Genomic DNA, 24781 nt, shown 5'->3' on the forward strand with positions numbered 1-24781 from the left:
CGGAAGACAGGCGCGTTACTGGTTGACGACGATCGCGTTGAAGTCCGGAGCGTAGGCGGACCCGTTCGAGATCTCGATCGTGTTGGCCCCGGCCTTGAGCGGCAGGTAGTCGGTCACCGTCCCCTGCGTCGAGAAGCCACCGGTCGGGGTGAAGACGTTCGTCTGCACCACCACGCCGTTGACTGTGAAGGTCGCCGAGCGGCCGCTGGTGCCGGTCGTGCCGTCGCAGTACACGATCTGCACCGGGTAGACCCCGGCCTTGGTCGCGTTGACGCTGTTGAAGGTGAGCGTGCCGCTGCCGTTGCCGACGAACCCGACCTTCTGGCCGCCGCTGCACGTGCTGCAGCTCTGCACCACCGCACCGCCCGCCAAGGTGTTCGAGGACGAAGCGGCCAGGTAGGTCGTGGACGCGCTCGTCGCCGTGGTGGGCACGGTGATCGCGGCGAAGTCCGGTGCGTAGGCCGAGGCGTTCGACAACTCCACGGTGTTCGCCCCCGCCTTGAGCGGCAGCGAGACATTGACCGTGCCCGGGTTGGCGAAGCTGCCGGTCGGAGTGAAGGCGAGGGTCTGCACCGACGTGCCGTTCACGGAGATCGTGGCCGAGCGGCCGACGGTCGTCCCCGACGTCCCGTCGAGGTAGGTGAACTGCACTTGGTAGTTGCCGGCTGAGGCCGCCTGCACGTTGTTGAACGTCAGCGTGCCGCCGTCACCGACGAAGCCGACCTTCTTGCCGCCGAGGCAGGAGTTGCAGGTGGCTGTCGCGGCGCCGCCGGCCAGCGTGTTCGCCGAAGCCGCGGCCTGGTACGTGGTCGAGCCCGAGGTTCCGGCGACCGGCACGAGCTTGAGCAACTGCGAGGCGCCCGCGCCGAGCGTGACGCTGTAGGTCCCGCTGAGCGTGCCGGCCGACGCGCCGGTCCACAGGTTCGTGGCGGTGGCGCTGCCGGTGATCCCGGCGGCTGCGAGCGAGACGGTGACGGTCTGGCTGGCGCTGCCGCTGTAGTTGAACAGCCCGAGGATGACGTCGCCGTTCTGCTCGGTCTTCGCGAACGCCTGCTGGTTGACGTTGCTGACGATGCGTCGGGCGTCGATGCCGTCCTGGTCGACCGCGACCACGGCCGCGTTCTTGAGGTCCGCGACCTCGGCGGAGTTGAGCTTGGTCAGATCCACGCCGAGTAGCAGCGGGGAGGCGGCCATGGCCCACAGGCCGTACTGCGACTGGCCTTCGGCCGTGGTCAGGCCGTCGATGGTGGAGCCGTCGCCGAACTCGATGGAGTCGTAGTCGTTGAACGCGCCGGGCCCTCCGTACGGCTGCCATTGGGCCACTTGAGCAAAGCGGCCCTGCACACTGCCCCAGCTGGTCAGCGGCTGCGGGTTGCCGCTGGAGTCGCTGCCGCAGTAGCACTCGACGTCGCCGCCGGTGCGCCAGCCGTTGGAGTACTGGGCCCAGGTCGAGGCGTTCGCGATGTCGAGGCTGTTGGACAGCTCGAGGTGGATCGCGCGCCCGCTCTGCTGCAGCGCGGTCGACCACGCCTGCACGTCGCCGACGTCGGAGTCGCCGACGCCGTCGAGCTTGAGGTAATCCACGCCCCAGGAGGCGAACTCGTCGGCCCAGGAGTTGATGAAGGCCTGCGCGCCCGCCGCGCTGTAGTTGATCCCCTGCATGCCGCCGCAGTTGTAGTTCGCCTCGCCGGAGCCGTTGGCGATCTGGCCGGCCGTGTAGGAGGTGCCGAGGATGGGGGAGTTCTGCGAAACCGCCTGGTCGGAGATGCCCGGTGTGACGTAGAGCCCGAACTTGAGACCGAGCGAGTGGACGTAGTCGGCGACGACCGCGATGCCGTTCTCGCCGCTCGAACTCGCCGGGAACGACGAGGTGTTGGTCACCCAGCGGCCGTTGGCGTCCACGTTGGGACCCTGGCTGCCCGGGCAGACGTACCAGAAGTCATCGACGTTGACGTAGATGTAGCCGGCCGAGCTCAGCCCGCTGGACTTCAGGGCGTTGGCCTGTGCCTCGATGTTGGCGGCTGTGGGATCGTGTCGGATGTAGCTCCAGCTGCTCCAGCCCATGGCGGGTGTGGAGCCGACGCCGTTGCCCTCGGCCGAGGCGGTGGGCGCCGCGGCCAGGGTGGCGCCGAACAGCGCGGTCAGGATCAGCGAGAGCGCTGCGATCAGGGAGGTCGCCCGGCGGTGCGGGCGAGCGGGAGGAAGGTGCGGGTACGACATCGTCGGCGGACCCTTCACTCGGATGACGGGGCGCGGCCCCGCGGTGGGTGTTACGTGCAGTCAACTGCGGGCAGCGAACTGTCGTCAATAAATGTTTGAGTGTGTCTTTTCGTGTTGATCTCTCCGGCCGGCCGAACTCCACATGGGTGAGCGCACAGTGACACAATGGAGTCATGGACGCAGCCTGCGGGAACTCACCGGAGCAGCCCCGGCAGTGGGCCGTCCGGGCGACCTCGGCCGAGCGCGCCGTCGTCACCCGCCACCTGCGGCGCGTCTGGGGCCTGCCGGGAACACTCCTCGCGGTGTCCGCCAGTCCGGCCACTCCCGCACAGCGTGTGTTCGAACCCTGGAACTACTGGTGGCAGGCGCAGGTGCTCGACTGCCTCGTGGACGCCTATCTCCGGGCGCCGACGCCGGCCCGGCGCGACCGCGTCGAGAAGATGATCAACGGAATCAGGGTCCGCAACGCCCGCGGCTGGCGCAACGACTACTACGACGACATGGCCTGGCTCGCCCTCGCACTCGACCGGGCACACCGCGACGTCCTCGGCGGCGCACCGCGCGCGGCGGCGGCGATCAAGGAGCTCTCCAGCGCGATCTACGAAGCCTGGACCGAGGACGGCGGCGGCGGGATCTGGTGGCGGGCGCGGGAGAAGTACCAGGAGGACTTCAAGAACGTCCCGACGAACGGCCCCGCCGCGATCCTGTTCGCCCGGCTCCGCGAGCCGCGCGCCTACGAGACCGCGCGGTGGATCGAAACGCACCTGGTCGACCACGAGACCGGCGTCGTGTGGGACGGCCTGCACGTCAGCCCGTCCGGCGGCATCCGGGAGATCGAGACCGCGCGCTACACCTACGTCCAAGGCGTCTTCCTCGGCGCGTGCGTGGAGCTGGCGAGATGGGACCAGGACGGCGCCGAGGCCGAGCATTGGGCCGAACGGGCGACCCGCACGATCGACGCAGTCGCCGAGCATCTGACGGCCCGTCCGGCGCGGAGCCCCTCGCTCGTCCTCCGCGGCCAAGGCGGCGGCGACGGTGGCCTGTTCGCCGGGATCCTCGCGCGCTATCTCGCGCAGGCGGCGCTGGCGCTGCCCGAGTTCGGCCCCGCATACGAGCGGGCCGCGGGCACCGCGGCCGACCTCGTCCTCGACTCGGCGCGCGCTGCCTGGAGCAACGCCGCCTGGGGCCACCACGTGCGCAACCACCGCCCGCACACCTCGACCGGTCCGGTCTTCGGCTACGAATGGTCCGAGCCCGCGCGGCTTCCGCGCCAAGGCGGCGTGGCCGAGCGTGACCTGTCCGTGCAGGTGAGCGCGTGGATGCTGCTGGAAGCAGCGTCGCTGCTCCAACGCTGAGATCAAATTGCGGTGCGTCTGCCGGTGCCGCGGTGGCAGGATTCAGCTCCATGCCTATCTCCATGAACGAAATCCACCCTGCCGCGCTGCTGATCGGAGGCCGCTGCGGAGTCGGCAAGAACACCGTCGGACTCGAGGTCTCAGCGCAGCTGCAAGCCGCCTCAGTCGCCCACGCCCTCGTCAACGGCAACTTCCTCGACCACATCCATCCGGCTCCCGAAGGCGATCCGGCGCGCACGAAGATCACCGAGGCCAACCTCGCCGCGATCTGGCGCAACTACGCCGCGGTCGGATGCAGCAGACTGATCTATACGAACATGGTCTCGATCCTCGAGCCCGACCTGATCGCCCGCGCCATGGGCGCAAGCCCGCGCGTGACCATGATCCTGCTGACCGCCGACGACGAGACCGCCCGCCTGCGCCTGCGCGGCCGCGAGCTCGGCAGCCATCTCGATCCACACATCGAGCGCGGCGAGAAGATGTCGCGCTACCTGGACGACACCGCCCCCGACTCGGCCGTGCGCATCGGCACCGACGGCCGTACGGTGCCCGACATAGCCCGCGAGGTCATCGCCGCGACCGGCTGGCTGGCTACCGGATGACGGGAGACTGTCCGGCCGCGGGGCCAGATTCCGCCCGGTGACCGGGCCCTGACAGACCTTTCCGTCCGTCTTCGGCCGTACGGGCGAAACCGCCACCTTCGACGTGTGTCGGCCACGGTACTCCGCAATCCGTGATGCAGAGTACTCATGCATGTATGTCCGTCCTATTTTCTCCTGGTTCGGACTGTGGACCGACCTGCTCGCAAGGAGCTCCCCATGAAACAGACAGGCCGCCTTGCCGCGGTCCTGGGCGTCGCCGCGTCCGGCGTCGCGATCTCCGCGCCGTCCGCGTTCGCGGCCGACGTCACCGTACGGCCGGCCGATCTCGCCGCCCACACCTCGTGGGCTGTGTCCCCCTCCAACACCGCGGTCGCCGACATCGGCGCCCTCGCCGACCCGATCCATTTCGACGGAAGCGCCCACCTGCAGGTCAGCGCGCCGGACCAGCGGGCGCAGCTCGGGCTCCTGGTCAACGACTCGCTCGCCGGCGCCGCCGCCAAGCCGCTCTCCTACCAGGTCTTCGTCGACCCCGCGCACTCCGATCCCTCCGTGATCGCGTCCGGGATCAGCCTGCAGCTGCAGGTCAGCGGCCCGACCTTCACGACCCTGAGCTTCCAGCCGCAGCTCGACGGCGGCGCGGCGGCCGGAGAGTGGAAGACCTTCACCAGCTCGGAGCACGCTGCGGTCTGGCGCACCTCCCGCGCCTTCGGGCCGTTCGCCGCCGGGTCCGATCACAGCCTGGCCGACTACATCAACGCCGAGCCCGCGTCCCAGGTCAACGCCGCGTTCCTGAACATCGGCACCGGCGCGGGAGCGCTCGACGCGTACGCGGACAACGTCGCCGTCGAGGGCAACACCTACAACTTCGCCACCACCGGCTCGGCGGAAGCGTCGCTCGCCGCGCCCAGAACGATCGTCCGGGACGAGGAGGCGCCGATCAGCCTCGGCTTCACCTCGCCGGCCGACGGGCCGAAGATCCTGCACACCTCGGCCGAACTGACCATCAGCGGCCCCGCCTCGCTGCGTGCCAAGGGTCTGACCCTCGATCACAACGGCACGCCGCTCGCGCTGCACCGTGACGGCGACGGCATCTTCTCGACCGAGTTCCCGCTGTCCGGCGAGACGCTGAACCCGGGCGAGAGCCTGAGCGCGAACCTGTCGCTGCTGCTGCACCGCCGCGCGCCCTGCGGGACGTACACGATCACCGGCCGGCTGCTGAGCGACGGCGCCGCGACCGGCCTCACCGCGACCCAGACGCTCACGGTGGACTGCCCGACCACGCCCCCGACGACTCCGCCGACCACGCCGCCGCCGACGCAGCCCGGTCCGCCGACCCACCCCGGCCCGCCGACCCACCCCGGCAAGCCCGGCTGGCCCGGCAAGCCCGGTTGGCCGGGCAAGCCCGGTTGGCCCGGAAAGCCCGGACTCCCGCCGACCGGTGCCTTCGGCACGTCCTTCCTGCTGTGGTCCTCGGTCGCTGCGACCGGCCTCGGCGTGTTCCTCGCCCGCACGCTGCGTCGTCGCCGGGCTCACTAGTTCCGCACACGAATAGTGCCTGACCCGCCCGCGCGGCGGCCGCGAGAGGACGCGGCCGCCGCGCGGTCTCGTCATGCTCTACTGCGAATTGATGATCGGCTGGGGTTTCAAGATCTCGCCTCCGGCGCGGGCCTTCCCTCGGAGAGTGCCGGGTCCTCGTGGGTGCTGGCGTTGGCGGGGCGGGCTGTTGTTCGGGATGGTGGGGTTGCGGGTGCGTGCTCTCTCCTCGGTCGGTCCCCGGAGGCAATCAGGAACCTGCCGGGAGCTCAAGCGGCGGTGACTTGGGTCGATGCTCGATTCTGCATGGCGCCGCTTGACCTCCCGGCAGAACCCTGATCGGGCTTCGCCTGCCCGACCGAGGAGAGAACACACCCCCTGAGGGTCCGGTGCGAGCTGCGCTCGGGCCGATTCCCGTCCCGCGGCCCGGTCGCGCTCGATCAGGAAGAATCCTGCATCGCCGTTCCAGGCCGCTGTCTTCTTCTCTACTCCTTCAACGCCGGGGAGCGCGCCCGAGTGCCCGGAAATCTCCCTTATTTTTTCTTATCCGGCAAAGGCCAGATACACGGCTTTTGTCGGTGGCGGCATCTAGCATGGAAGAGTACGAGGGTCAGGGCCTGTGACGGGAGGGTAGTGGACGGGGTGGCTGGGCAGGTGGGGCCGAAAGCGGTGGAGGATTTCCCCTCGGCGTGCGACCGCGCCACACGATCCGAGCACCGGCGCCTTCACGCGGATCGAGGGTCGGGATACTCGGATCAGGGCGTTGCAGAATCCTTCCGCATCGACCGTGGCCGGCCTGCGGGATTCTGCAGCGAGATCTGGGATCGGGGCCGACCGCAGCAAGGCGATGCACGATTCATCAGCAAGCGCGACCGGAGCACCGACCCCATCGCACGGATCGAAGGTTGGGATGCTCGCATCACGGTGATGCAGAATCCTTCCGCACCGAGCGCGGCCGGGCCACGGGACAGGACCCGGCCCGAGCGCAGCTCGCACCGGACCCTCAGGGGGTGCGCTCTCTCCTCGGTCGGGCAGGCGAAGCCCGATCAGGGTTCTGCCGGGAGGTCAAGCGGCGCGATGCAAGATCCAGCATCAACGAGGGCCGCCGCCGCTTGACCTCCCGGCAGGTTCCTGATTGCCTCCGGGGACCGACCGAGGAGAGAGCACGCCCCCGCAACCCCACCATCCCGAACCCCAGCCCGCCCCACCAACGACAGCACCCCACAGACCCCGGCACTCTCTCCGAGGGAGGGCCTGCCAGCGGCGATTTTCGTCTTGAAACCGCAGCTCGCCCGCCCACGCAACGGGTGGGCGGTCAGACGAACCGGGCGACGCGAAGCGCCCGCCCCACCACGACGACCACCCGACTCGACACACCACGCCCCATCAGCACCCAGGCGATTATCGATCCGCTCTCATACGTCAGGCGGCCGGCTCGGTAGGGAAGTGGATCGGGCTCAGCAGGTATCTGCCGCGGGAGCCGTCCGGCTTGTTTCCCAAGCGCGGGGCGATCACCGCGCCCAGGTCGGCGATGAGTGCCCGCAGTTCATCAGGGTCGAGCCACACCGCGTGCTGACGAAAGCCGACGAGGTCGGCGACCGGATCCGCGTCGGCGTCGTCGAGGTAGGCGTCGAACTCGGCGGCGAGGACGGCCGTGGCGATGGCGAAGGCGCGGCGGTACGCGTCCTTGCGGGCTTCGGGGGAGCTTCCGGCGCCGGCATCGGGGTCGAGGGCCGCGCGTTCGGGGCGGAGGCGGTAGACGCGTTCCACCGCGCCTCGGACGCGCCGCTCCTCGGCGACTTCCAGCAGTCCGCCGGTCACGAGTGCTTCGACGTGCCGGTAGACGGTCGCCTTGGAGACGTTCGGGATCAGCTCGCAGAGCCGAGCCGTGGTGAGCCCCCGGTCACCCCGCATCGCGTGCACGATGCGCAGCCGGACGGGGTGCACGAGGAGATCGAGCGTATCCATGGAAGCGATTTTCTCACATGTGCTACCTTTCTCAAAGATGAGATAGGTGCTCGGCGCACGCGCCGAGCCCGGGGGAGGAGCAACATGGCCGCACAGGAACCGGAACGGGCCGAATCGGGCCAGGCGGATCCCGCCGCGCTCGCTCTGCAGGTGATCACAGAGTTCGAAGCCGGCAGATTCGAGCAGGCGCACGCCCGCTTCTCGCCGCAGCTAGCCGATCTCGTGTCGGCTGAAAACGTCACAGAGCTCTGGCTTGGCCAGCTCGATGGGCAGGAGATCTGCGAGCGAGGACCGGCGACCCTGCGCGCTCGGGCGGACGGCCTCGTCACCGTCACAATGCCCGTACGTACCCTGTCCGGCGGCATCGACGTGCTGATGTCCGTGGACGGCAACGGAATCGTGCACGGCTTGCGCTTCGCCACTGCCGGGGAGGGCGGGTGGAAGGCCCCCGACTACGTCTCGCCGCGTCGTTTCGAAGAGTGCGAAGTCGAGCTCGGCGGCCGAGACGAGGCCGTCCCTGGCACCTTGACGCTGCCGAGCGGATGGACGCGTCTCAAGGCCCGGATGAAGGGCGGAGTTCCGGCCGTCGTGCTCCTTGCCGGCGGCGGACCGTTCGACCGTGATGAGACGGCCGGGCCGAACAAGCCGCTGAAGGATCTCGCTTGGGGCTTGGCCACGCGCGGTGTCGCTGTGCTGCGATTCGACAAGGCGACTCTCGTGCACGCCGAACGGCTTAACGAGCGCGGCTTCACCCTCGCCGACGAGTACCTTCCGTATGCGACGGCTGCGATAGAGGTCCTCCGGTCCCGCGGCATCGTGGATCGAGATCGCATATTCGTACTCGGGCACAGTGCCGGCGGCAAGGCTGCGCCGCGTGTCGCTCAGGCGGAGCCCTCGGTCGCAGGGTTGATCCTCCTCGCCGCCGACGCCGCCCCGATGCATGAGACGGCCGTGCGCGTCGCGCGGCACGTGGCCGGCCTGAACCCGGGTCCGCAGGCCGACATCGCGGTCGCACGGCTGGCCGAGCAGGCCGCGCGAGCCGCGGACCCAGAGCTCGACCCGGCCACTCCCGCCTCCGAGCTGCCCTTCGGCCTTCCAGCTGCCTACTGGCTCGACTTGGGCCGCTACGACCCGGTGGGGACGGCGGCCGCGCTGGGTAAGCCGATGTTCATCGCGCAGGGTGGACGCGACTACCAGGTCACCGTCGAGCATGATCTCGACTCGTGGCGCGATGGCCTGCGCGGGCGTCCGGACGTGGTGTCCCGGGTGTATCCGGCGGACGATCACCTGTTCTTCCCCGGCTCTGAACCCGCCACGCCCGCCTCCTATCAGGTAGCGCAGCACGTGGACCAGCGGCTGATCGAAGACATCGCCGCATGGGTCGCGCGGTGAACCTGCGTTAGTCGGCGAGGCCGAGGCCGGCCAGCGTGCCGGGCATGTGGGCGAAGATGAGCGCGGTCTCGGTGTGCCGCACGGCGGGATGGCCGGTCAGGTGGTCGAGGACGAAGTCCCGCAACGCGTTCGAGTCGCGCACGGCGATGTGCAGGAGGTAGTCGTCGGCGCCGGCCACGTGGAAGGCGCTGACGACGCCCGGCAGCCGCGGGACGTCCCGGACGAACGCCTCGATGTGGCGCTTGGTGTGCGCGTTGAGCTGCACCGCGATCATCGCCTGCAGGCCGAGCCCGAGCGCGGCCGGGTCGAGGTCGGCGTGGAAGCCGCGCACCACGCCGCGATCCCGCAGGCTCCTGATACGCCCGTGGCAGGTGGACGGCGCGATGCCCACCTGCTCGGCGATCGCGTTGTTGGGCATGCGCGCGTCCTCGGCCAGCAGGCGCAGGATCGCGCGGTCGACCTCGTCGAGCGGGCCCGGCGGGGGCGTCGCCTCGGGTCGCGTATTCTTCGGCGGGACGGGCATGCTCGGCCTCTCTCGTGGAGATTCTTCATCTGACGGCACCTTCTGCAGAATGATATGCACAACTCTTCCCATCTGGCCGGATGTTCTTCAGCATGTGCCGCATGACCGCCCTCGACACCCGCGCCGTGCACGCCGGCCGCTCCGACCTCGCCGGCCTCGGCGTCCACGTCCCGCCGATCGACTTGTCCACCACGAACCCGCTCCCGGACGTCGACCTCGGCGGCGCCTGCTACGAGGCGCTGGCCACCGGCGGGCTGCCGCCGGCCGGCGGCACGCACGTCTACCAGCGGCTGTGGAACCCGACCACCGGGCGGTTCGAGCAGGCGCTGGCCGAACTCGAGCTCTGCGATCAGGCGGTGGCCTTCGCCTCCGGGATGGCCGCCGTCACCGCCTGTCTGATCGCCGCCGCGGCCGAGGGGCGGCGGCACGTCGTCGCGGTGCGCCCGCTCTACGGCGGCACCGACCACCTGCTCGCCACCGGTCTGCTCGGCAGCACGGTCAGCTGGGCCGCGCCGGACGAGGTGGCCGATGCGATCCGGCCGGACACCGGGCTGGTGGTGGTCGAGACGCCGGGCAACCCGACGCTGGAACTGCTCGACCTGGCCCGGATCGCCGAGCAGTGCGGGGGTGCGTCGGGCGTGCCGCTGCTGGTCGACAACACCTTCGCGACGCCGATCCTGCAGCAGCCGGCCCGTTTCGGCGCCACGCTCGTCCTGCACAGCGCGACCAAGTACCTCGGCGGACACGGTGACGTCCTCGCCGGCGTCGTCGCCACGAACGCCGAGTGGGCCGAGAAGCTGCGCCGGGTGCGCGCGGTGACCGGCGGCATCCTGCACCCGCTCGCCGCCTACCTGCTCCACCGCGGGCTGCAGACGCTGCCGCTGCGCATCCGGCACCAGTCCGTCTCGGCGCAGAAGCTGGCCGAGTGGCTCGCCTCGCATCCCGACGTGGAGCGCGTGTACTATCCGGGCCTGGCGGAGTGCGACCCGCAGCACCTGATCGGGCGGCAGATGACCGGCCCGGGCGCCGTGCTGGCGATCTCGATGCGCGGCGGCTACGAGGCGGCCGCGCGCGTCGCAGGGGCCTGCGAGCTGATCACGCACGCCGTCTCACTCGGGGGCGTGGACAGCCTGATTCAGCACCCTGCCTCGCTGACGCACCGGCCGGTCGCCTCGGAGGCCAAGCCGCACGCCTCGGTGCTGCGCCTGTCCATCGGGCTCGAGGACGTCGAGGACCTGCGCGCCGACCTCGCCCAGGCGATGGCCAGTACCGCCGAGCCGCTCAGCACCGCCGTCGCGGCGAAGCCGTAGCGGCAGTCGGTCCGGTCGGTCAGCTCCGCCACGATCAGCATCGCCGCGATCGTGGCGGCCAGGCCGCCTCCGTTCGCGGCGCCGAAGGTCCGGCCCGTGTGGGCCGGATCGACCGACGCCATCAGCAGATTGCGCGCGGCGATCCGGGCGTGCCCGAACGTGAACGCGCCTGTCAGCACCATGACGAACAACCCCGGCACCCCGAAGTCGGGCTCGATCACGAATACGAGGTCGCAGACGAGGAATCCCATCGCGGCGAGCGCGAAGTCGCCCATCCGCCGTCCCAGTAGGCGATAGGAGAAAGTGGCCGCGAGGAAGCCCAGGCTGCCGAGCGCGTCTATCAAGCCGTACGTGCCCGCGCCGCGGTGGAACTCGCCGATCACGAGCTTGGGAAGCAGGGCATTGAATATCGTCACGACGACGCTGCTCTGCGCGAACAGCAGGATCAGCCAGAACAGCCGCGGCGTGGAGCCTTCCTGCGCCCGGGGCGTGACGGTATCCGTCGATACTCGCGGCACGACGTCGGCAGCGGCATCGGCGGGGCGGCGCCCGACGAGAGCCACGCACGCCGCTGAACACACGAACGTGCCGGCGTTGAGCAGCAGCAGCGGGACGGCGCCGAAAGCCTGCACGCACAAGCCGCCGACGGTGGCCGAGAGGAACATGCCGGCCTGCATCGCCATCTCGTAGTTCGCGTTGAAGTGCCGCAGCCGCTCGGCCGCGACCCGCTCCTTGATCAACGCCGCGCTGGCCGGGTAGAACAGGGCACTGACGATCGCGAGTCCGAGGTTGGCCGCGTACACGCCGGGTGCCGCCGCGCCGCCGTGGAGCAGCCACAGCGGCAGGGCCAGCGCGACCAGCGCGCTGACCAGGTCGCTGCCGAGCCACAGCCGGCGCCGGTCGTAGCGGTCCGCCCAGCGGCCGAACAAGGGGGAGAGCAGCACCTGCGGCGCCGCCACGGCGATGAACAGCCAGCCGACCGAGAGCATGGTCTGGTCGGCCCGAAGCACCAGCAGCGCGCCCGCGATGAGCTGCACGTTGTTGCCGAGCGAGGTGATGAAGGCAGCGAGCGGAAGCGTCCGCTCGAGTCGAACTTGCGTCATGACGGCAGCAGACCACAGGTCCCCTGACAACTTATGTCAGGGGAAACCGGCAGACTGGGCGCATGCGCGCGAGCCGACTGCTCTCCCTGGTCCTGCTGCTGCAGAATCGCGGCCGGATGACGGCGCAGGCGCTGGCCGACGAGCTCGAGGTCTCCGTCCGCACGATCTACCGCGACGTCGAGTCGCTCAGCGCCGCGGGCGTGCCGGTGTACGGCGAACCGGGCCACGACGGCGGATACGCGCTGGTCGAGGGCTACCGCACCCGGCTGACCGGCCTGCACGGCGACGAGGTGGACGCCCTCGCGCTGTCCGGCCTGCCCGGGCCGGCCGCGGACCTGGGCCTCGGCTCGGTGCTCGCCGCGGCGCAGCTCAAGCTGGACGCCGCGCTGCCGCCGGAGCTGCGCGAGCGCTCGGCCCGGGTCAGGGAGCGCTTCCACCTCGACGCGCCCGGTTGGTACCGCGACGCCGAGGAGGTGCCGTTCCTCACCGCGGCCGCGGACGCGGTGTGGAACGGGTTCCGACTGCGGATCAGATATCGCCGGTGGGCGGAGCCGCGCGAGGTGGAACGCGTGCTCGATCCGCTCGGCATCGTCCTCAAAGCGGGCATCTGGTACCTCGTCGCCGCGAGCAGGCACGGCCCGGCTTCCGCGCCCGCACGGCCGTCGATACGCAACTTCCGGGTCTCCCAGATCCTCGAGCTGACGCAGAGCCCTGAGCCGGCAGCGCGGCCGGCCGGGTTCGACCTGGCCGCGTTCTGGCGGGACTCGCTGGCCGAGTTCGACCGCCAGCGGTTCCAGGGCACCGCGACGGTGCGGCTCTCGCCCGAGGCCGTGCGCCGCATGCCGGACCTCTACGCCTCGGCCGTGCTGCGCTCGGTCGAGCTGACCGCGTCCGCTCCCGACGCCCAGGGCTGGGTCCGCGCCCGGATACCGATCGAGGGGACGATGCACGCGCTCGGCGAGGTCTTCAAGCTCGGCTGGGGTGTCGAGGTGCTCGATCCGCCCGAGCTGCGCTCGGCCGTCGCCCGCTACGCCGCCGAGCTGGCCCGCCTGCACGGCGGCGGCTAGGGCCGGCGTCCGCTCCCAGCCCGGAATATCCCTTGATGTCGCTGGTGCTGTATAGGGACGTGAGCGCACAACCCTTCATTCCGGCGACCGGCTCGCGCGCGGAGACGACCCTGCCGGTGATCGACTTGTCCGCAGCCGACGACCCGGTCCGGGTCGAGGCGTTCCGCGAGGCCCTGCACGAGGCCGCCCACCGGGTCGGGTTCTTCCAGCTGGTCGGACACGGCGTCGAAGCGGACGAGGCCGACGAGCTGCTGGAGCTGGTCCGGCGGTTCTTCGCGCTGCCCGAGGCGCACCGGCTCGCGCTGAGCAACATCGCCTCCCCGCACTTCCGCGGCTACACCCGGATCGGCCATGAGCTGACCGCCGGACGCTCGGACTGGCGCGACCAGCTCGACGTCGGCCCGGAGCTGCCCCCGCTCCCGCTCGGTCCGGAGGATCCGGCCTACCTGTGGCTGCAGGGGCCCAATCTCTGGCCGGACGACGACCTGCCGGAGCTGCGCACCGGCATCCTGGCCTGGCAGGACCGCTTGGCCGCGATCGGGCACCGGCTGCTGCAGGAGCTGCTCGTCTCGCTCGACGCGCCGCGCGACTTCTTCGACGACGCGTTCTCCGGCCACCCGCATCTGCACACCAAGCTCGTGCGCTACCCGGGCCGCGCTCCGGACGGCTCACGGCAAGGCGTCGGCTGGCACAAGGACTACGGGCTGCTCACGCTGCTGCTCCAGGACGAGAACGGCGGCCTCGAGGTCCAGGGCTCGGACGGCGGGGTCATCCACGTCGACCCCATCCGGGGCGCGTTCGTGGTCAACCTCGGGGAGCTGCTCGAGATAGCCACCCGCGGCTACCTCGTGGCCACCAACCACCGGGTGGTGAGCCCGGCCTCGGGCGTGGAGCGCTACTCGGTGCCCTTCTTCTACAACCCGCGCCTCGACGCCCGGATCGAGACGGTGCCCGGCGGCTACCTCGACGACGCGCCGGGCGTGGTGCGCGACCCGGCGAACCGGCTCTACCAGGTCTTCGGTTGGAACGAGCTCAAGGGCTACCTGCGCTCGCACCCGGAAGTCGCGGCCCGGTACCACCCCGGGGTCGAGGTGCGCTTCCCGGATTCCTGAGCGCGAACTCAGTCCCGCGAACTCAGTCCTGTGGACTCAGCCACGCGACCTCAGTCCATTGTGAGCACGATCTTGCCCTGGGCGTGGCCGGCCTCGCTGCGGCGCTGCGCGTCCGCGGCCTCCTCGAACGGGAACTGCGCCGCGATCGTGGTGCGCAGCTTGCCGCCGGCCGCGAGGGTGGCCAGTGAGGCGAGGAATTCCGGCGAGCGCGGTGAGGCCGGGCCGCCGCTGGAGAACGGCACCCCGTGCTCCTGGGACCCGGCGAAGTCGGCGATCGTCACGATCCTGCTGTTGCCCCCGCGCAGGGTCACCGAGTCGGCCAGCGCGCCCTTGCCGGCCACGTCGAAGACCGCGTCGATACCCTGCGGTGCCAGAGCCTTGACGCGCTCGACCAGGCCCGGGCCGTAGAGCGTGGGGATCGCGCCCAGAGACTCGACATACTTCTGATTCGACTCCCCGGCCGTGCCGATCACCGTCGCGCCGCGGGCGACGGCCATCTGCACCGCCACCGTGCCGACGGCGCCGGCCGCGCCGTGGATCAGCAGCGTCTCGCCCGGGGCCAGCTCGAGCAGACGCAGCACCCGCTCGGACGTCTCACCGGCCACCGGCAGGGCGACCGCGTGGGTCCAGCCGAGCTCGGCCGGCTTGGCGGCGAACGTGGTGACGATCGCGAACTCGCTGTACGCGCCGCCCTTGGTCCAGCCGAAGACCTCGTCGCCGAGCACGAAGCCGGACACGTCCGGGCCCAGCGCGTCGATCAGGCCGCCGGCCTCGACCCCGGGGACGGACGGCAGCGACGCGGGCAGGTTCGGCCGCATCAGTCCGACCCGGACCTTCACGTCCACCGGGTTCACCCCGGCCGCCTTCACCCGGATCCGCGCCTGCCCCGGACCCGGCTCCGGAAGCGGCACCTCCGCCTCGTGCAGGACGTCGGGCCCGCCGAAATCCTCGAACACGATCGCCTTCATCTTCGAGACTCCTTCCGCTGCCGTATGGCGGCCAGGATAGTCCGGGCGGCCGGGCCGGGCCCGGCGGGCGCGCCGCCCAGGGCCCGGCCGGCGCGGTCGGGTCAGATGCCGAAGCGGGTCCGCAGCGCCCCGGCGCCCTCGTCCGTCACGGCCACCGCCCGGCCGCTGCCGATCCGGGTGATCCAGCCGTGCTCGAACGCGAAGCGGCACAGCCCGGCGCCGAGCGAGCCGGCCAGGTGCGGGCGCCGCTCGGTCCAGTCCAGACAGGAGCGCACCGGCGGGCGCCGGGTGCCCGCGGGCAGCTCCAGCCCGAGTTCGGCCAGCCAGCGCACGCCCTGGTCGGTCAGCGCCAGGCCCTGGGACCAGTCCAGCAGGCCCTGCTGCGTCATCGCGTCCGCGATCGCCACGCCGAGGCTGCCGGCCAGGTGGTCGTAGCAGGTGCGGGCGCGGGCCAGCGCCCGGTTGCGGTTGGCCACGCTGAGGGTGTGCTTGGGCTCGGTCCGCCGCGGCGCGAGCACGGCCAGGTGCTCGATCAGCTCCGCCGCGTCCTCCCCGGCCAGCCGCAGATAGCGGTGCCGGCCCTGCCGCTCCTGCTCCAGCAGCCCGCCGTCGACCAGCAGGTTCAGATGCTCGGTCGCGGTCGAGGCGGCCACGTCGGCGTGCCGGGCGAGCTCGCCCGCGGTCCAGGCCCGCCCGTCCAGCAGGGCGAGGCAGAACTGGGCCCGGGTGCTGTCGGCCAGCAGCGTGGCCAGCGCCGCCACGTCCGGGCCGGCCACCGGCCGCTCCGACTCGGCGGAGCGCGTCGGGTCGAGCGTGGATCCAGGCTCTGATACGCGTGTCATCGGTGTCGTCCCGTCGTGCGGCCGCGGCGGTGCGCCACGGCGTTGCCCAAGACCCCATCCTCCGTCCGGGTCGCTTCGGCGTCCACCGAAGCGTAGGGGCGGGGCCGTCACGACGGGCTCAGCGGGCTCAGGGACGCAGGCCGTCGCAGATCAGCCTGGTCAGCCGGCCCGGCCGGTGGCCGGGCCCGGCGGCCGCGCGGCTCTCCGCGGCCAGTGCGCCGACGGCCAGGGCGTGCAGATCCTCGACGGTGAGCCCGGCCCGGACGGCGCCGGCCGCGAGGGCGCGGTCGAGCAGGGCGCCGAGCGCGTTCTGCAGCCGCGCCGCGGAGGCCAGCGTCTCCGGGCTCAGCCCGACCCCGGCCGCGGTCAGGGCGTCGGCGAGGTCCTTCTTGTCGTCGGCGTCCTCGAGCATCGAGTCGAAGAAGTGGAAGAACGCCGCGCCCGGGTCCTCGGCCGTCAGCGCAGCATCGGCCTGCGCGGCCAGCGCGTCGAGGCGGTCGGCCACCACCGCTTCGAACAGCGCCTCCTTGGTGGGGAAATGCCGGTAGACCGTCCCGGCGCCGACTCCGGCCCGGCGGGCGATCTCGTCCAGCGGCACGGCGATGCCCTCGGCGGCGAACGCCGCGCGGGCCGCGTCGAGCACCTTGGCGCGGTTGCGCGCCGCGTCCGCGCGCAACGGCTTGGGCCGGGCCGCGGCCTCGGGTCCGGTCTCGGCCGGGGCGTTGCTGCGGGCACGACTGGTCACGGCGGGGACTGGTCCTCTCGACAAGCGGGGCGCTCGTTCCGTATAGTAAAAAGCGGGGCGATCGTTCCGGTTATCTAACCGGGGCAAACGTTCCGATTCTATTCGAGCTGAGGAGAGATCGGCATGTCCGCTGCCGCGCGCACCCCGCGCCAGACCATCGAGCAGTTCCTGCACACCGTCGCCCACGGCACCAGGGACGAGCTCGCCGACCTGTACGCCCCCGACGTGCGCATCGAGATCCCGTTCAACCCCGACGGCGTGCCGCAGGTGAGCGAGGGGCGCGAGCGGATCAGGGCCCGGATGAAGTCCGCCGAGCCGCTCTGGCGCTTCGACGACGTGCGCGACGTCACCGTGCACGGCACCGAGGACCCGGGCATTGTGATCGCCGAGTACCGGGTGCACGGCACCCTCGCCGCGACCGGCCGCGCCTTCAGCCTCGGCTACATCTCCGTCTTCGGGGTCGAAGACGGCCTGATCGCCTGGGCCCGCGACTACGGCAACCCGCTCGAAGTCGGCGACCTGACCAAGGAACTGGGCCTGTGAGACGCGTCCGGCCGGCCCGCCCCGGGAAGGGCGGACCGGCCGGACGCGTGCGCTTGACGCCGATCAGCTCGCCGGAAGCATCGCCAGCTGCTGCTCGGCCCAGGCGTAGGCCTGGGCGACCTCAGCCTGGTTCGAGGCGGTCACCTGGACCCGCACTTCGTAGTCGCCCTTCCACGCCGTCACGGTGACGGTCTCCATCGCGTAGTAGTCGGCCACGCTGACTGCCGACGCGGTGCAGAACGCGTTGGTGGCCGAACTCAGGGTGCAGATGCGGCCGTTCTCGGATCCGAGCCCGTATTCGAGCATTGCGGCCGCCTGCGCTTGAGCCGGCGAGCCGAACTTCACCAGCGCCCCCTCGGCTTTGGCCCCGCCGGAACTCCACGCGCGGTGTTCCGCGCTCTGGAAGCCGTCCGCCGTCAGCCAGGTGTTGTACTGCATGCCGAAGGCGCCCTCGAAGCCGGTCGAGTACTCCATGGCGGTGACGGCCTTGTTGCCCGCCACCGTGGACCCCGAAGTCGTGTCCGTGCTGCCGGCCGGCAGGGCCATCAGGCAGTCGCCCGAAGCGGAGCACGAGCCCTGAGCCGGAGTCTTGACCGCGGGGGCGTTGAGCGAGGGCTGGCCGATCTGCTGCTGGGACGAGGTGGCCTTCACCTTGTCGATCGTCGAGCTGGCCCACTTGTTCGCCACGCTCTTGTTCAGCGAGCCGTAGAACCAGGTCCAGGCCTGGACGATGGTGTTGCCGATGCGCGCGCTGAAGAAGAGTTCGATGAAGCCGTTACCGTCCTTCCTGTCGGTGTACCAGGCCTGCGCATCCGATTCGCCGGGGATGGTGTAGCTGATCCCCTTCTGGCCGTCGGACCAGTTCGGCTCGCCGAAGTTGTCGCCGTACAACGTTTGGGCGCCGGTCTCCGTGAGCGTCTGGATCAAGTAGATATCCGCCTGCTGATATCCACTGTCGTTCGACCAGTCGGCGTGTCCGACGCCGGTGACGTTGTAGGTGGAGAAGTTGTCCTCCACGGCGGAGACGTCGGACGCAAGGTACGCGTAGCCGACGTACTGCTTCGGCGTCAGGATCGAGCCGCGGGGCCACCCCTTCGGCGCGTCGATCCAGGGCTCGAATCCGCTGGGCGCCTTGGGCAGGCACACCGCCAGACTCGCGCAGGAAAGGGTCTGGGTGCCGTTCCCGCCGGAGTCGGCCGGATCCTTCGGGGGAGTGGGCGCGGACCACAGCGAGCTCAGCTCGGTGCCGGCCCAGTTCTCCAGGTCCGCCGGGTCGAAGCTGTTCGGGCTCGAGTACGAGAGGTTCAGCACGATGTCGCCCACCACGGCCGAGTAGGCCGCGTGGAAGTTCCCCTTGGCGTCGGCCTTGGTCGCGGCGTGCGCCTTCTCGGCCGAGTCGCCGGGGATGGCGACGGACTGGCCGGGGTAGGCGGCGAGGATCTCGCCGTTGCGGGTCGCGTTCCAGCTCTGCGCGCCCTCGATCGTGTCGAACTTGAGCAGCACCATGTCGACGTCGTCGCCGTCGACGGCGTTCCAGTCGGTGTGCGCCAGGGCGTTCGTGACGTCGGTGTCCACGATGAGCGAGGTCTGATCCGCCATGCCCTTGGCGTCGGCCGTCATGTTCGCGCCGAACGTGCTCGTCGTCGGGACGGTGGTCTGATCCCACTTCGGCGAGTCGGTCAGCTGCTCGGCGCCGGCCGGCTGCAGGATCAGGCAGGAGGAGAGCTTGGCCGGCGCGCACGTGACGGCGCTGACCTTGGAGTTGCCGTGGCGCTCGGTCGCGTACACCGTCACGCCGCCGCCCACCAGCGCGACCACGGCCACGACCGCGGCCGAGGTCCACAGCCTGCGCTTGCGCTTGTGCTTGGCCGCCGCTTGCGCGGCCTGGATCTCCTCGGGCGACGGCTGGTACATGTACGGCTGCCCGTAGCCGGCGTAAAAGGGCTGGTTCGGCGGCATCTGCTGCGGCGGGATCGGCCCGTTCGGAGCCTGCGAAAACTGCGGCTGGGCCAGCGGCACCGCCATGGTCGGCGCGGCCGCGTCCGCCGTCGGCGCCGCGGTCGGACTGGCCCACGTGTCGGCGGACCCTGACGCGGCGGCCGTTCCGATCGTCTCGACCGATTCGGGCGTCGGCGACGCCTCGGAACCGGTCTGTGCACTGCCCGCGGCCGTCCGGTCGGACGCGTCCGCAGGCTCTGAGCCTGACATGTCTTGCTCCCCCTCAACCTGAACGGTGGTAGCGGATGAATCCGCGCTCGTAGGCTACTCGGGGGAGATCGACTCTTGATAGGAAAGCCCGATAACAAAACGATAGCCCGGGCATCGCAGAGTTCGAAAGGTGAACCCGGGTCAGCCGTCGAGCCGCACCAGGTCCATGGCGTCGAGCAAGGCGCGGTCGGCCACCGCGTCGAGGCCGGCGATCCGGCCGTCGGCGCCGATCGTCACACGCAGCACGAGCAGCACCCGGTCCGGCTTGGGCGCCACGATCAGACCGAGCTCGCCGTCGAGCAACGCCGGGAACGCCGCGTCGGCCCGGCCGCAGAACGACTGCGCCACCGCGTGCGCGCCGCGCAGCTCGGCCGGACCGCCGAGGGCGACCGCGTTCTGGTCGCCGCGGAAGACGACATCCGGGTCGAGCACTGTCAGCAGCGCCTCGAAATCCCCGCCGCGCGAAGCCGCGAGGAACGCGTCCACCACGGCGCGCTGCCGGGACCGGTCGGCCTCGCCCTCGGCCCGCGGCGAATTCTGCACGCGCCGCCGCGCGCGGCTGGCCAACTGCCGAGCGGCCGCCGGGGTGCGTTCCACGATCGGCGCGATCTCGTCGAAGGACACGGCGAAAAGGTCGTGCAGCACGAAAGCCAGCCGCTCGGCCGGCGTGAGCATGTCCAGCACGACCAGCAGGGCCAGCCCGACCGAGTCGGCCAGCTCAGCCTGGTGCGCCGGATCGTCGCCGAGCCCGTCGGGCAGGTCCGGCGCGGCGGGGATCTCGTCCTCGGCCGGGCCCACGCCCACCGGGTCCTCGCGCCGGGACTTGCGGCTGCGCAGCTGGTCCAGGCAGACCCGCGCGACCACGGTGGTCAGCCAGCCGCTGAGGTTCGCCACGTCGCTCGTGTCGGCCCGGTCCAGCCGCAGCCAAGCCTCCTGGACGGCATCCTCGGCCTCGGCCGTCGATCCCAGCATGCGGAAGGCGACGCCGCGCAGCCGGGCCCGATCGGCCTCGAAGCGCTGCGCGAGCAGTTCCTGATTCCCGTGGTCGCTCATCGTCTTCCATTCTCCCATCCGCGTTCGTCAGCTGTATGACGGACGCGGCCGGGAGAATGTGACGGCGCGCCCGGTCAGACGTCCAAGTCGATCAACGGCAGATCGAACAGGTGCAGCCGATCGATCAGCGGCTCGACGTCGCCGGTCCAGTCCAGCGCGAGGATCTGGGCCCGGCTGCGCCGGCCGGTCAGCAGCCGGTTGAGTTCGAAGTCGGTCGAGCTCAGGCGGACGGCGGGTTCGCCCGCGCCCACCTGCCATGCGCCGCCCTCGACGGTCGAGAAGTGCACGGCCGGGGCGAGCGAGGCCTTGCGCCACTGATAGTCGAGCAGCCCTGCGATGAAGGCCGCGACCCCGCTGCACGCCGCTTCCTGCCGCGTCACCGGCAGGCCCAGCGCGCCGCGTATGTCCTGCTCGTGGTTCCACACGTCGGCCGCCATCAGGCCGTAGCGGATGCCGTCAGGGCCGCTCATCAGCGCGTCGATGGCGGGCGCGAGCCCGTCCCACTCGGCGGTCAGCTCGGCCAGGGTGCGGTCCTCGCGCTCGCTGACCTGACGCGCCGTGTCCTCGTCGGTGGCCCGGCGCCGCAGCACCCCGCTCGCCACTTCCGCGCAGACGCCGGTCAGGTGCGCGTAGGTGTCCCGGACGGTCCAGGCCGGGAGCGCGGGGACCGCGGCGGCGGCCTGTTCGTCGGTCAGCTGTGCGGCGAGCTCGATCAGGCGCGCCCGCACGGTGCAGTAAGCCTCAGCCGTATCCATGGCCCGGATCCTACCGCGCAGTAACTTCGACGAGAACAGCCGCGCAGCCCTAGTCGGCCTCGTTCCCCGTGCCGGCAGCAGCCTGCTTCGCGCCTGGCCGGTGCCGCCCGCCGGAGGTACCGTGGGCGAATGGCCTACGGCGACTACCAGATCGACATCTATTTCAACGGCTTGCAGGGCGTGCAGCCGGACCTGCCGATGGCGTTCGCGGAGCTGGAGCGCCGGGCTGAGGCGGCGCTGGCGCCGTCGGTGTGGTCGTACGTGGCCGGCGGGGCCGGGGACGAGGCGACGCAGCGGGAGAACGTCGCGGCGTTCGCGCGGTGGGGGCTGGTGCCGCGGATGCTGGTGGGCGCCAAGGCCCGGGACCTGAGCGTGGATCTGTTCGGCCTGCAGCTGCCCAGCCCGCTGCTGCTCGCGCCGATCGGCGTGCTGGGGATCTGCGCGCAGGACGGCCACGGCGATCTGGCCACGGCGCGGGCGAGCGCGGCCACCAGGGTGCCGATGATCGCCTCGACGCTCTCGGCCGACCCGCTCGAGCAGGTGGCGGACTCGCTCGGCGAGACGCCGGGCTTCTTCCAGCTCTATACGCCCACCGACCGGGAGCTGGCCGAGAGCCTGGTGCACCGGGCGGAGGCGGCCGGGTTCAAGGGCATCGTGGTCACCCTGGACACCTGGATCACCGGCTGGCGGCCGCGGGACCTGTCCACCGGCAACTTCCCGCAGCTGCGCGGGCACTGCCTGGCCAACTACTTCACCGATCCGGTCTTCCGCTCCCGGTTGGCCCAGCCGCCGGAGGCGAACCCGGGCGCGGCGATCGTGCACTGGGCCGGCGTCTTCGGCAATCCGCTGACCTGGGAAGACCTGCCCTGGCTGCGCAGCCTGACCTCGCTGCCGATCATCCTCAAAGGCCTGATGCACCCGGAAGACGTGCGGCAGGCCAGGGATTCCGGCGCGGACGGGATCTACTGCTCGAACCACGGCGGACGGCAGGCCAACGGGGGTCTGTCCAGCCTGGACGTGCTCGCGGACGTGGTCGACGCCGCCGACGGCGCGCCGGTGATCTTCGACTCGGGCGTGCGCTCCGGCGCCGACGTCATCAAGGCTCTGGCACTCGGCGCCACCGCGGTGGCCCTCGGCCGCCCGTACGCCTACGGTCTGGCGCTCGGCGGGGAGAAGGGCGTGACGCACGTGCTGCGCGGCATGCTGGCCGAAGCGGATCTGATCATGGCGGTGGACGGCTACCCGACCCTCGATTCACTCACCCGCGAGGCCTTGCGCCGCATCGGCTGAGCCCGTTGCGGCGCGCGAACGTGAAGCGCGGGCCCGACCCACGGCGGCTCAGGTACCGGGGACGGGCCCGCAGGACGGGGCGACTCTACGAGTTCGCGATCGCAGGGTCGCTGTTGCCGGCACGGCCGGTCTCGACGTGGCCGGCCAGGCGGCGCAGGTAGTTCGCGTCGCCTTCCACGCCGATGTGCACGTCGTACCAGCCGTGGGCGCGGTCGGTGCGGATCGACAGCTCGTCCCGGCCGCCGGCGGCCAGGCGCGAGCCGTGGCCGCAGTCGTTGCCGTAGGCGTCGGTGATCGTCACGCGCACGGCGGCCCTGCCGTTGTTCACGAGCCGGATCTGCAGTACGCCGCTGCCGTCCTGGGCCGCGGTGGCCTGGACTTCGAGGCCTGCGACAGCGATCCCCTTGGCCTCGCGAAGGAAGCCGTTCGGGGCGGTGATGCTGACTTCGTAGGCTGATCCGCTCGGCACGGCCCAGTCGCCCTCGAGCCGCTTGCCCGCCGAGACCGTGTAGTCCCAGGGCCCTGATGTGTCGGTCCGCGAGGTCGCGTGGAAGACCGCGCCGGCCGAACCGTGGCTGGCGAAATCGACCGTCAGGCCCTTGCCGGTCACCCGCGCGTCGGCGGCGAGCGCGTAGGGCAGCGGCCGGGCCGGGCGCACGCCGCGCTCCTGCTTCGGCAGTGTCTGCGCACCGGTCGGCAGCGTGGGCACGTAGTCGTCGTGCCGATCCCGGTCCGCGGGCCGGTAGGCGGCGGTGTCCGGCAGCTCGGGGATCTTCCCGCCGTCCTTGGCGAAGTCGAACGCGCTGGTCAGGTCGCCCACGACGGCGCGGCGCCAAGCGGAGATGTTCGGCTCGTGCACGCCGAACCGCTTCTCGATGAAGCGGATCACCGAGGTGTGGTCGAAGACTTCCGAGTTGACGAATCCGCCGGTGGAGAACGGCGAGACGACCAGCATCGGCACGCGCGGGCCGAGGCCGTAGGGCCCGGCCACGAAGGCGGCGCTGCCCGGGAACAGCTCGTCGGCCACCTCGACCGTCGAAGCGCCCTGCGACGCGGAGGCCGGCGGCACCGGCGGGACGGCGTGGTCGAAGAAGCCGTCGTTCTCGTCGAAGGTGATGAACAGGGCCGTCTTGCTCCACACCGCCGGGTCGGCGGTCAGCGCCTCGAGCACCTGGGCGATGTACCAGGCCCCGTAGTTGGCCGGCCAGTTCGGGTGCTCGCAGAACGCCTCCGGCGCGACGATGTACGAGACCTGAGGCAGCCGGCCGCCGCGCACGTCCGCCTTGAGCAGGTCGAAGAAGTCGAGCGTGCCGTCCCCGTTCGCGTCCGTGCCGGTGCGCGCGGCCTGGTAGAGCGGGTCGCCGGGCTGCGCCTGGCGGTAGTTGTCGAAGTACAGCAGGGAATTGTCACCGTAGTTGCCGATGTAGGCGTCCGAGGTCCAGCCCCAGTAGCCGTCGGCGTCCAGGCCGGTGCCCTGGTCCTGGTAGACCTTCCAGCTCACCCCGGCCTCGAGCAGGCGCTCGGGGTAGGTGGTCCAGTCGTAGCCGGCCTCGGCGTTGTCCAGCACCGGGCCGCCGCCCTTGCCGTCGTTGCCGGTGTAGCCGGTCCACAGGTAGTAGCGGTTCGGGTCGGTGGACGTCATCAGCGAGCAGTGGTAGGCGTCGCAGATCGTGAAGGCGTCGGCCAGGGCGTAGTGGAACGGGATGTCCGCGCGCTCCAGGTAGGCCATGGTGGTCGAGCCCTTGTTCGGCAGCCATCGGTCGTAGGCGCCGTTGTTCCAGGCGAGGTGGGTGGAGTTCCAGTCGTGCGGGAGGTCCTCGAGGAACTGCAGGCCCAGGTTCTGCGCGCTCGGGTGGAACGGCAGCAGGGTCCGGCCGGCTTCGTCCTGCTGGTGGAACACACTCTGTCCGCTCGGCAGCGTCACCGGACGCGGGTCGCCGAAGCCGCGCACCCCGCGCAGCGTGCCGAAGTAGTGGTCGAAGGAACGGTTCTCCTGCATCAGCACGACGATGTGCTCGACGTCCTCGAGGCTGCCGGTGCGGCGCGCGGCCGGGACGGCGGCGGCCTTGGCGATGGACGAGGAGAGGATGGAGGCGGCCGCGGTGCCTCCGGTGAGCTGGAGGAAACGGCGGCGGTCGGGGTTCGCGGGCATGCGGACCAGTGTGCTGATCACGCTTCCCGCGGGGGAGGAC

At 71.1% G+C, this 24781-nt stretch carries 19 protein-coding genes and 1 pseudogene; 9 read left to right on the plus strand and 11 right to left on the minus strand.

All coding sequences use genetic code 11. From position 1 onward, the window contains the following. Positions 1–15 precede the first annotated feature (15 nt). The gene (locus ACTRO_RS41070; RefSeq protein WP_063628170.1) at positions 16–2220 is read right to left on the minus strand and encodes an alpha-galactosidase D; all 2205 of its coding nucleotides are present in this window, start codon (positions 2218–2220) and stop codon (positions 16–18) included. Positions 2221–2393: 173 nt separating this feature from the next. Here ACTRO_RS41070 and ACTRO_RS41075 point away from each other — a divergent pair, with 173 nt between their 5' ends. From ACTRO_RS41075 to ACTRO_RS41085, 3 genes are all read left to right on the plus strand, one after another. Next, positions 2394–3575 carry a glycoside hydrolase family 76 protein gene (locus tag ACTRO_RS41075; protein WP_034271896.1) on the plus strand — a complete coding sequence of 394 codons (1182 nt, stop codon included), beginning with the start codon at positions 2394–2396 and terminating at the stop codon, positions 3573–3575. A gap of 50 nt (positions 3576–3625) precedes the next feature. Then, complete coding sequence (locus ACTRO_RS41080; protein ID WP_211244600.1) at positions 3626–4177, plus strand: DEAD/DEAH box helicase family protein; 552 nt, start codon at positions 3626–3628, stop codon at positions 4175–4177. A gap of 216 nt (positions 4178–4393) precedes the next feature. Continuing rightward, positions 4394–5713 (plus strand): hypothetical protein, encoded by a 1320-nt coding sequence (locus ACTRO_RS41085; protein WP_034271898.1) that lies wholly within the window; start codon positions 4394–4396, stop codon positions 5711–5713. Between the two features lie 1419 nt (positions 5714–7132). On the opposite strand, the gene ACTRO_RS41090 is transcribed toward ACTRO_RS41085, so the two are convergent. Then, positions 7133–7678, minus strand: coding sequence for a helix-turn-helix domain-containing protein (locus ACTRO_RS41090; RefSeq protein ID WP_034271900.1), 546 nt, complete (start codon positions 7676–7678; stop codon positions 7133–7135). Between the two features lie 84 nt (positions 7679–7762). On the opposite strand from ACTRO_RS41090, the gene ACTRO_RS41095 reads away from it, so the two are divergent. Beyond that, positions 7763–9070 (plus strand): alpha/beta hydrolase, encoded by a 1308-nt coding sequence (locus ACTRO_RS41095; protein WP_051452181.1) that lies wholly within the window; start codon positions 7763–7765, stop codon positions 9068–9070. 7 nt (positions 9071–9077) lie between these two features. Here the strand turns inward: ACTRO_RS41095 and ACTRO_RS41100 are convergent, their stop codons facing one another. Next, complete coding sequence (locus ACTRO_RS41100) at positions 9078–9593, minus strand: Lrp/AsnC family transcriptional regulator (protein WP_034271902.1); 516 nt, start codon at positions 9591–9593, stop codon at positions 9078–9080. A 101-nt stretch (positions 9594–9694) separates the two neighbouring features. Between ACTRO_RS41100 and ACTRO_RS49315 the strand changes: the two genes are divergently transcribed. Beyond that, positions 9695–10903: a trans-sulfuration enzyme family protein gene (locus ACTRO_RS49315; protein WP_084317270.1), complete on the plus strand. Its 1209-nt coding sequence runs from the start codon at positions 9695–9697 to the stop codon at positions 10901–10903. A gap of 128 nt (positions 10904–11031) precedes the next feature. Here ACTRO_RS49315 and ACTRO_RS46555 read toward each other — a convergent pair. Continuing rightward, positions 11032–12006 (minus strand): annotated as a pseudogene (locus ACTRO_RS46555) (MFS transporter); the annotation flags it as partial. 62 nt (positions 12007–12068) lie between these two features. Here ACTRO_RS46555 and ACTRO_RS41115 point away from each other — a divergent pair. Both ACTRO_RS41115 and ACTRO_RS41120 read left to right on the plus strand, forming a co-directional pair. After that, positions 12069–13073, plus strand: coding sequence for a helix-turn-helix transcriptional regulator (locus ACTRO_RS41115; protein ID WP_034271906.1), 1005 nt, complete (start codon positions 12069–12071; stop codon positions 13071–13073). Positions 13074–13132: 59 nt separating this feature from the next. Beyond that, positions 13133–14185, plus strand: coding sequence for an isopenicillin N synthase family dioxygenase (locus ACTRO_RS41120; RefSeq protein WP_245594637.1), 1053 nt, complete (start codon positions 13133–13135; stop codon positions 14183–14185). 50 nt (positions 14186–14235) lie between these two features. On the opposite strand, the gene ACTRO_RS41125 is transcribed toward ACTRO_RS41120, so the two are convergent. The 3 genes from ACTRO_RS41125 to ACTRO_RS41135 form a co-directional block, all read right to left on the minus strand. Further along, entirely contained in the window at positions 14236–15153 is a 918-nt protein-coding gene (locus ACTRO_RS41125; protein WP_034271908.1) for an NADP-dependent oxidoreductase, read from the minus strand. A gap of 101 nt (positions 15154–15254) precedes the next feature. After that, complete coding sequence (locus tag ACTRO_RS41130; protein ID WP_084316926.1) at positions 15255–15995, minus strand: ArsR/SmtB family transcription factor; 741 nt, start codon at positions 15993–15995, stop codon at positions 15255–15257. A 127-nt stretch (positions 15996–16122) separates the two neighbouring features. Then, on the minus strand, positions 16123–16740 hold the full coding sequence (locus tag ACTRO_RS41135) for a TetR/AcrR family transcriptional regulator (RefSeq protein WP_245594638.1): 618 nt from the start codon (positions 16738–16740) through the stop codon (positions 16123–16125). 123 nt (positions 16741–16863) lie between these two features. Here ACTRO_RS41135 and ACTRO_RS41140 point away from each other — a divergent pair, with 123 nt between their 5' ends. Beyond that, complete coding sequence (locus tag ACTRO_RS41140; protein ID WP_034271912.1) at positions 16864–17283, plus strand: nuclear transport factor 2 family protein; 420 nt, start codon at positions 16864–16866, stop codon at positions 17281–17283. Positions 17284–17346: 63 nt separating this feature from the next. Here ACTRO_RS41140 and ACTRO_RS41145 read toward each other — a convergent pair whose 3' ends face one another. From ACTRO_RS41145 to ACTRO_RS41155, 3 genes are all read right to left on the minus strand, one after another. After that, complete coding sequence (locus tag ACTRO_RS41145; protein ID WP_034271914.1) at positions 17347–19491, minus strand: hypothetical protein; 2145 nt, start codon at positions 19489–19491, stop codon at positions 17347–17349. Positions 19492–19632: 141 nt separating this feature from the next. Continuing rightward, the gene (locus ACTRO_RS41150) at positions 19633–20544 is read right to left on the minus strand and encodes a sigma-70 family RNA polymerase sigma factor (RefSeq protein ID WP_034271916.1); all 912 of its coding nucleotides are present in this window, start codon (positions 20542–20544) and stop codon (positions 19633–19635) included. Positions 20545–20618: 74 nt separating this feature from the next. Continuing rightward, positions 20619–21299 (minus strand): maleylpyruvate isomerase family mycothiol-dependent enzyme, encoded by a 681-nt coding sequence (locus tag ACTRO_RS41155; RefSeq protein WP_034271918.1) that lies wholly within the window; start codon positions 21297–21299, stop codon positions 20619–20621. Between the two features lie 129 nt (positions 21300–21428). Between ACTRO_RS41155 and ACTRO_RS41160 the strand changes: the two genes are divergently transcribed. Beyond that, the gene (locus ACTRO_RS41160; RefSeq protein ID WP_034271920.1) at positions 21429–22589 is read left to right on the plus strand and encodes an alpha-hydroxy-acid oxidizing protein; all 1161 of its coding nucleotides are present in this window, start codon (positions 21429–21431) and stop codon (positions 22587–22589) included. Between the two features lie 85 nt (positions 22590–22674). Here the strand turns inward: ACTRO_RS41160 and ACTRO_RS41165 are convergent, their stop codons facing one another. Further along, positions 22675–24741, minus strand: a complete 2067-nt coding sequence (locus tag ACTRO_RS41165; RefSeq protein ID WP_034279002.1) for a phosphocholine-specific phospholipase C — start codon at positions 24739–24741, stop codon at positions 22675–22677. Positions 24742–24781: the final 40 nt, after the last annotated feature.

Origin of the sequence: Actinospica robiniae DSM 44927 (genome assembly GCF_000504285.1) — a bacterium.
Lineage (GTDB): Bacteria > Actinomycetota > Actinomycetes > Streptomycetales > Catenulisporaceae > Actinospica > Actinospica robiniae.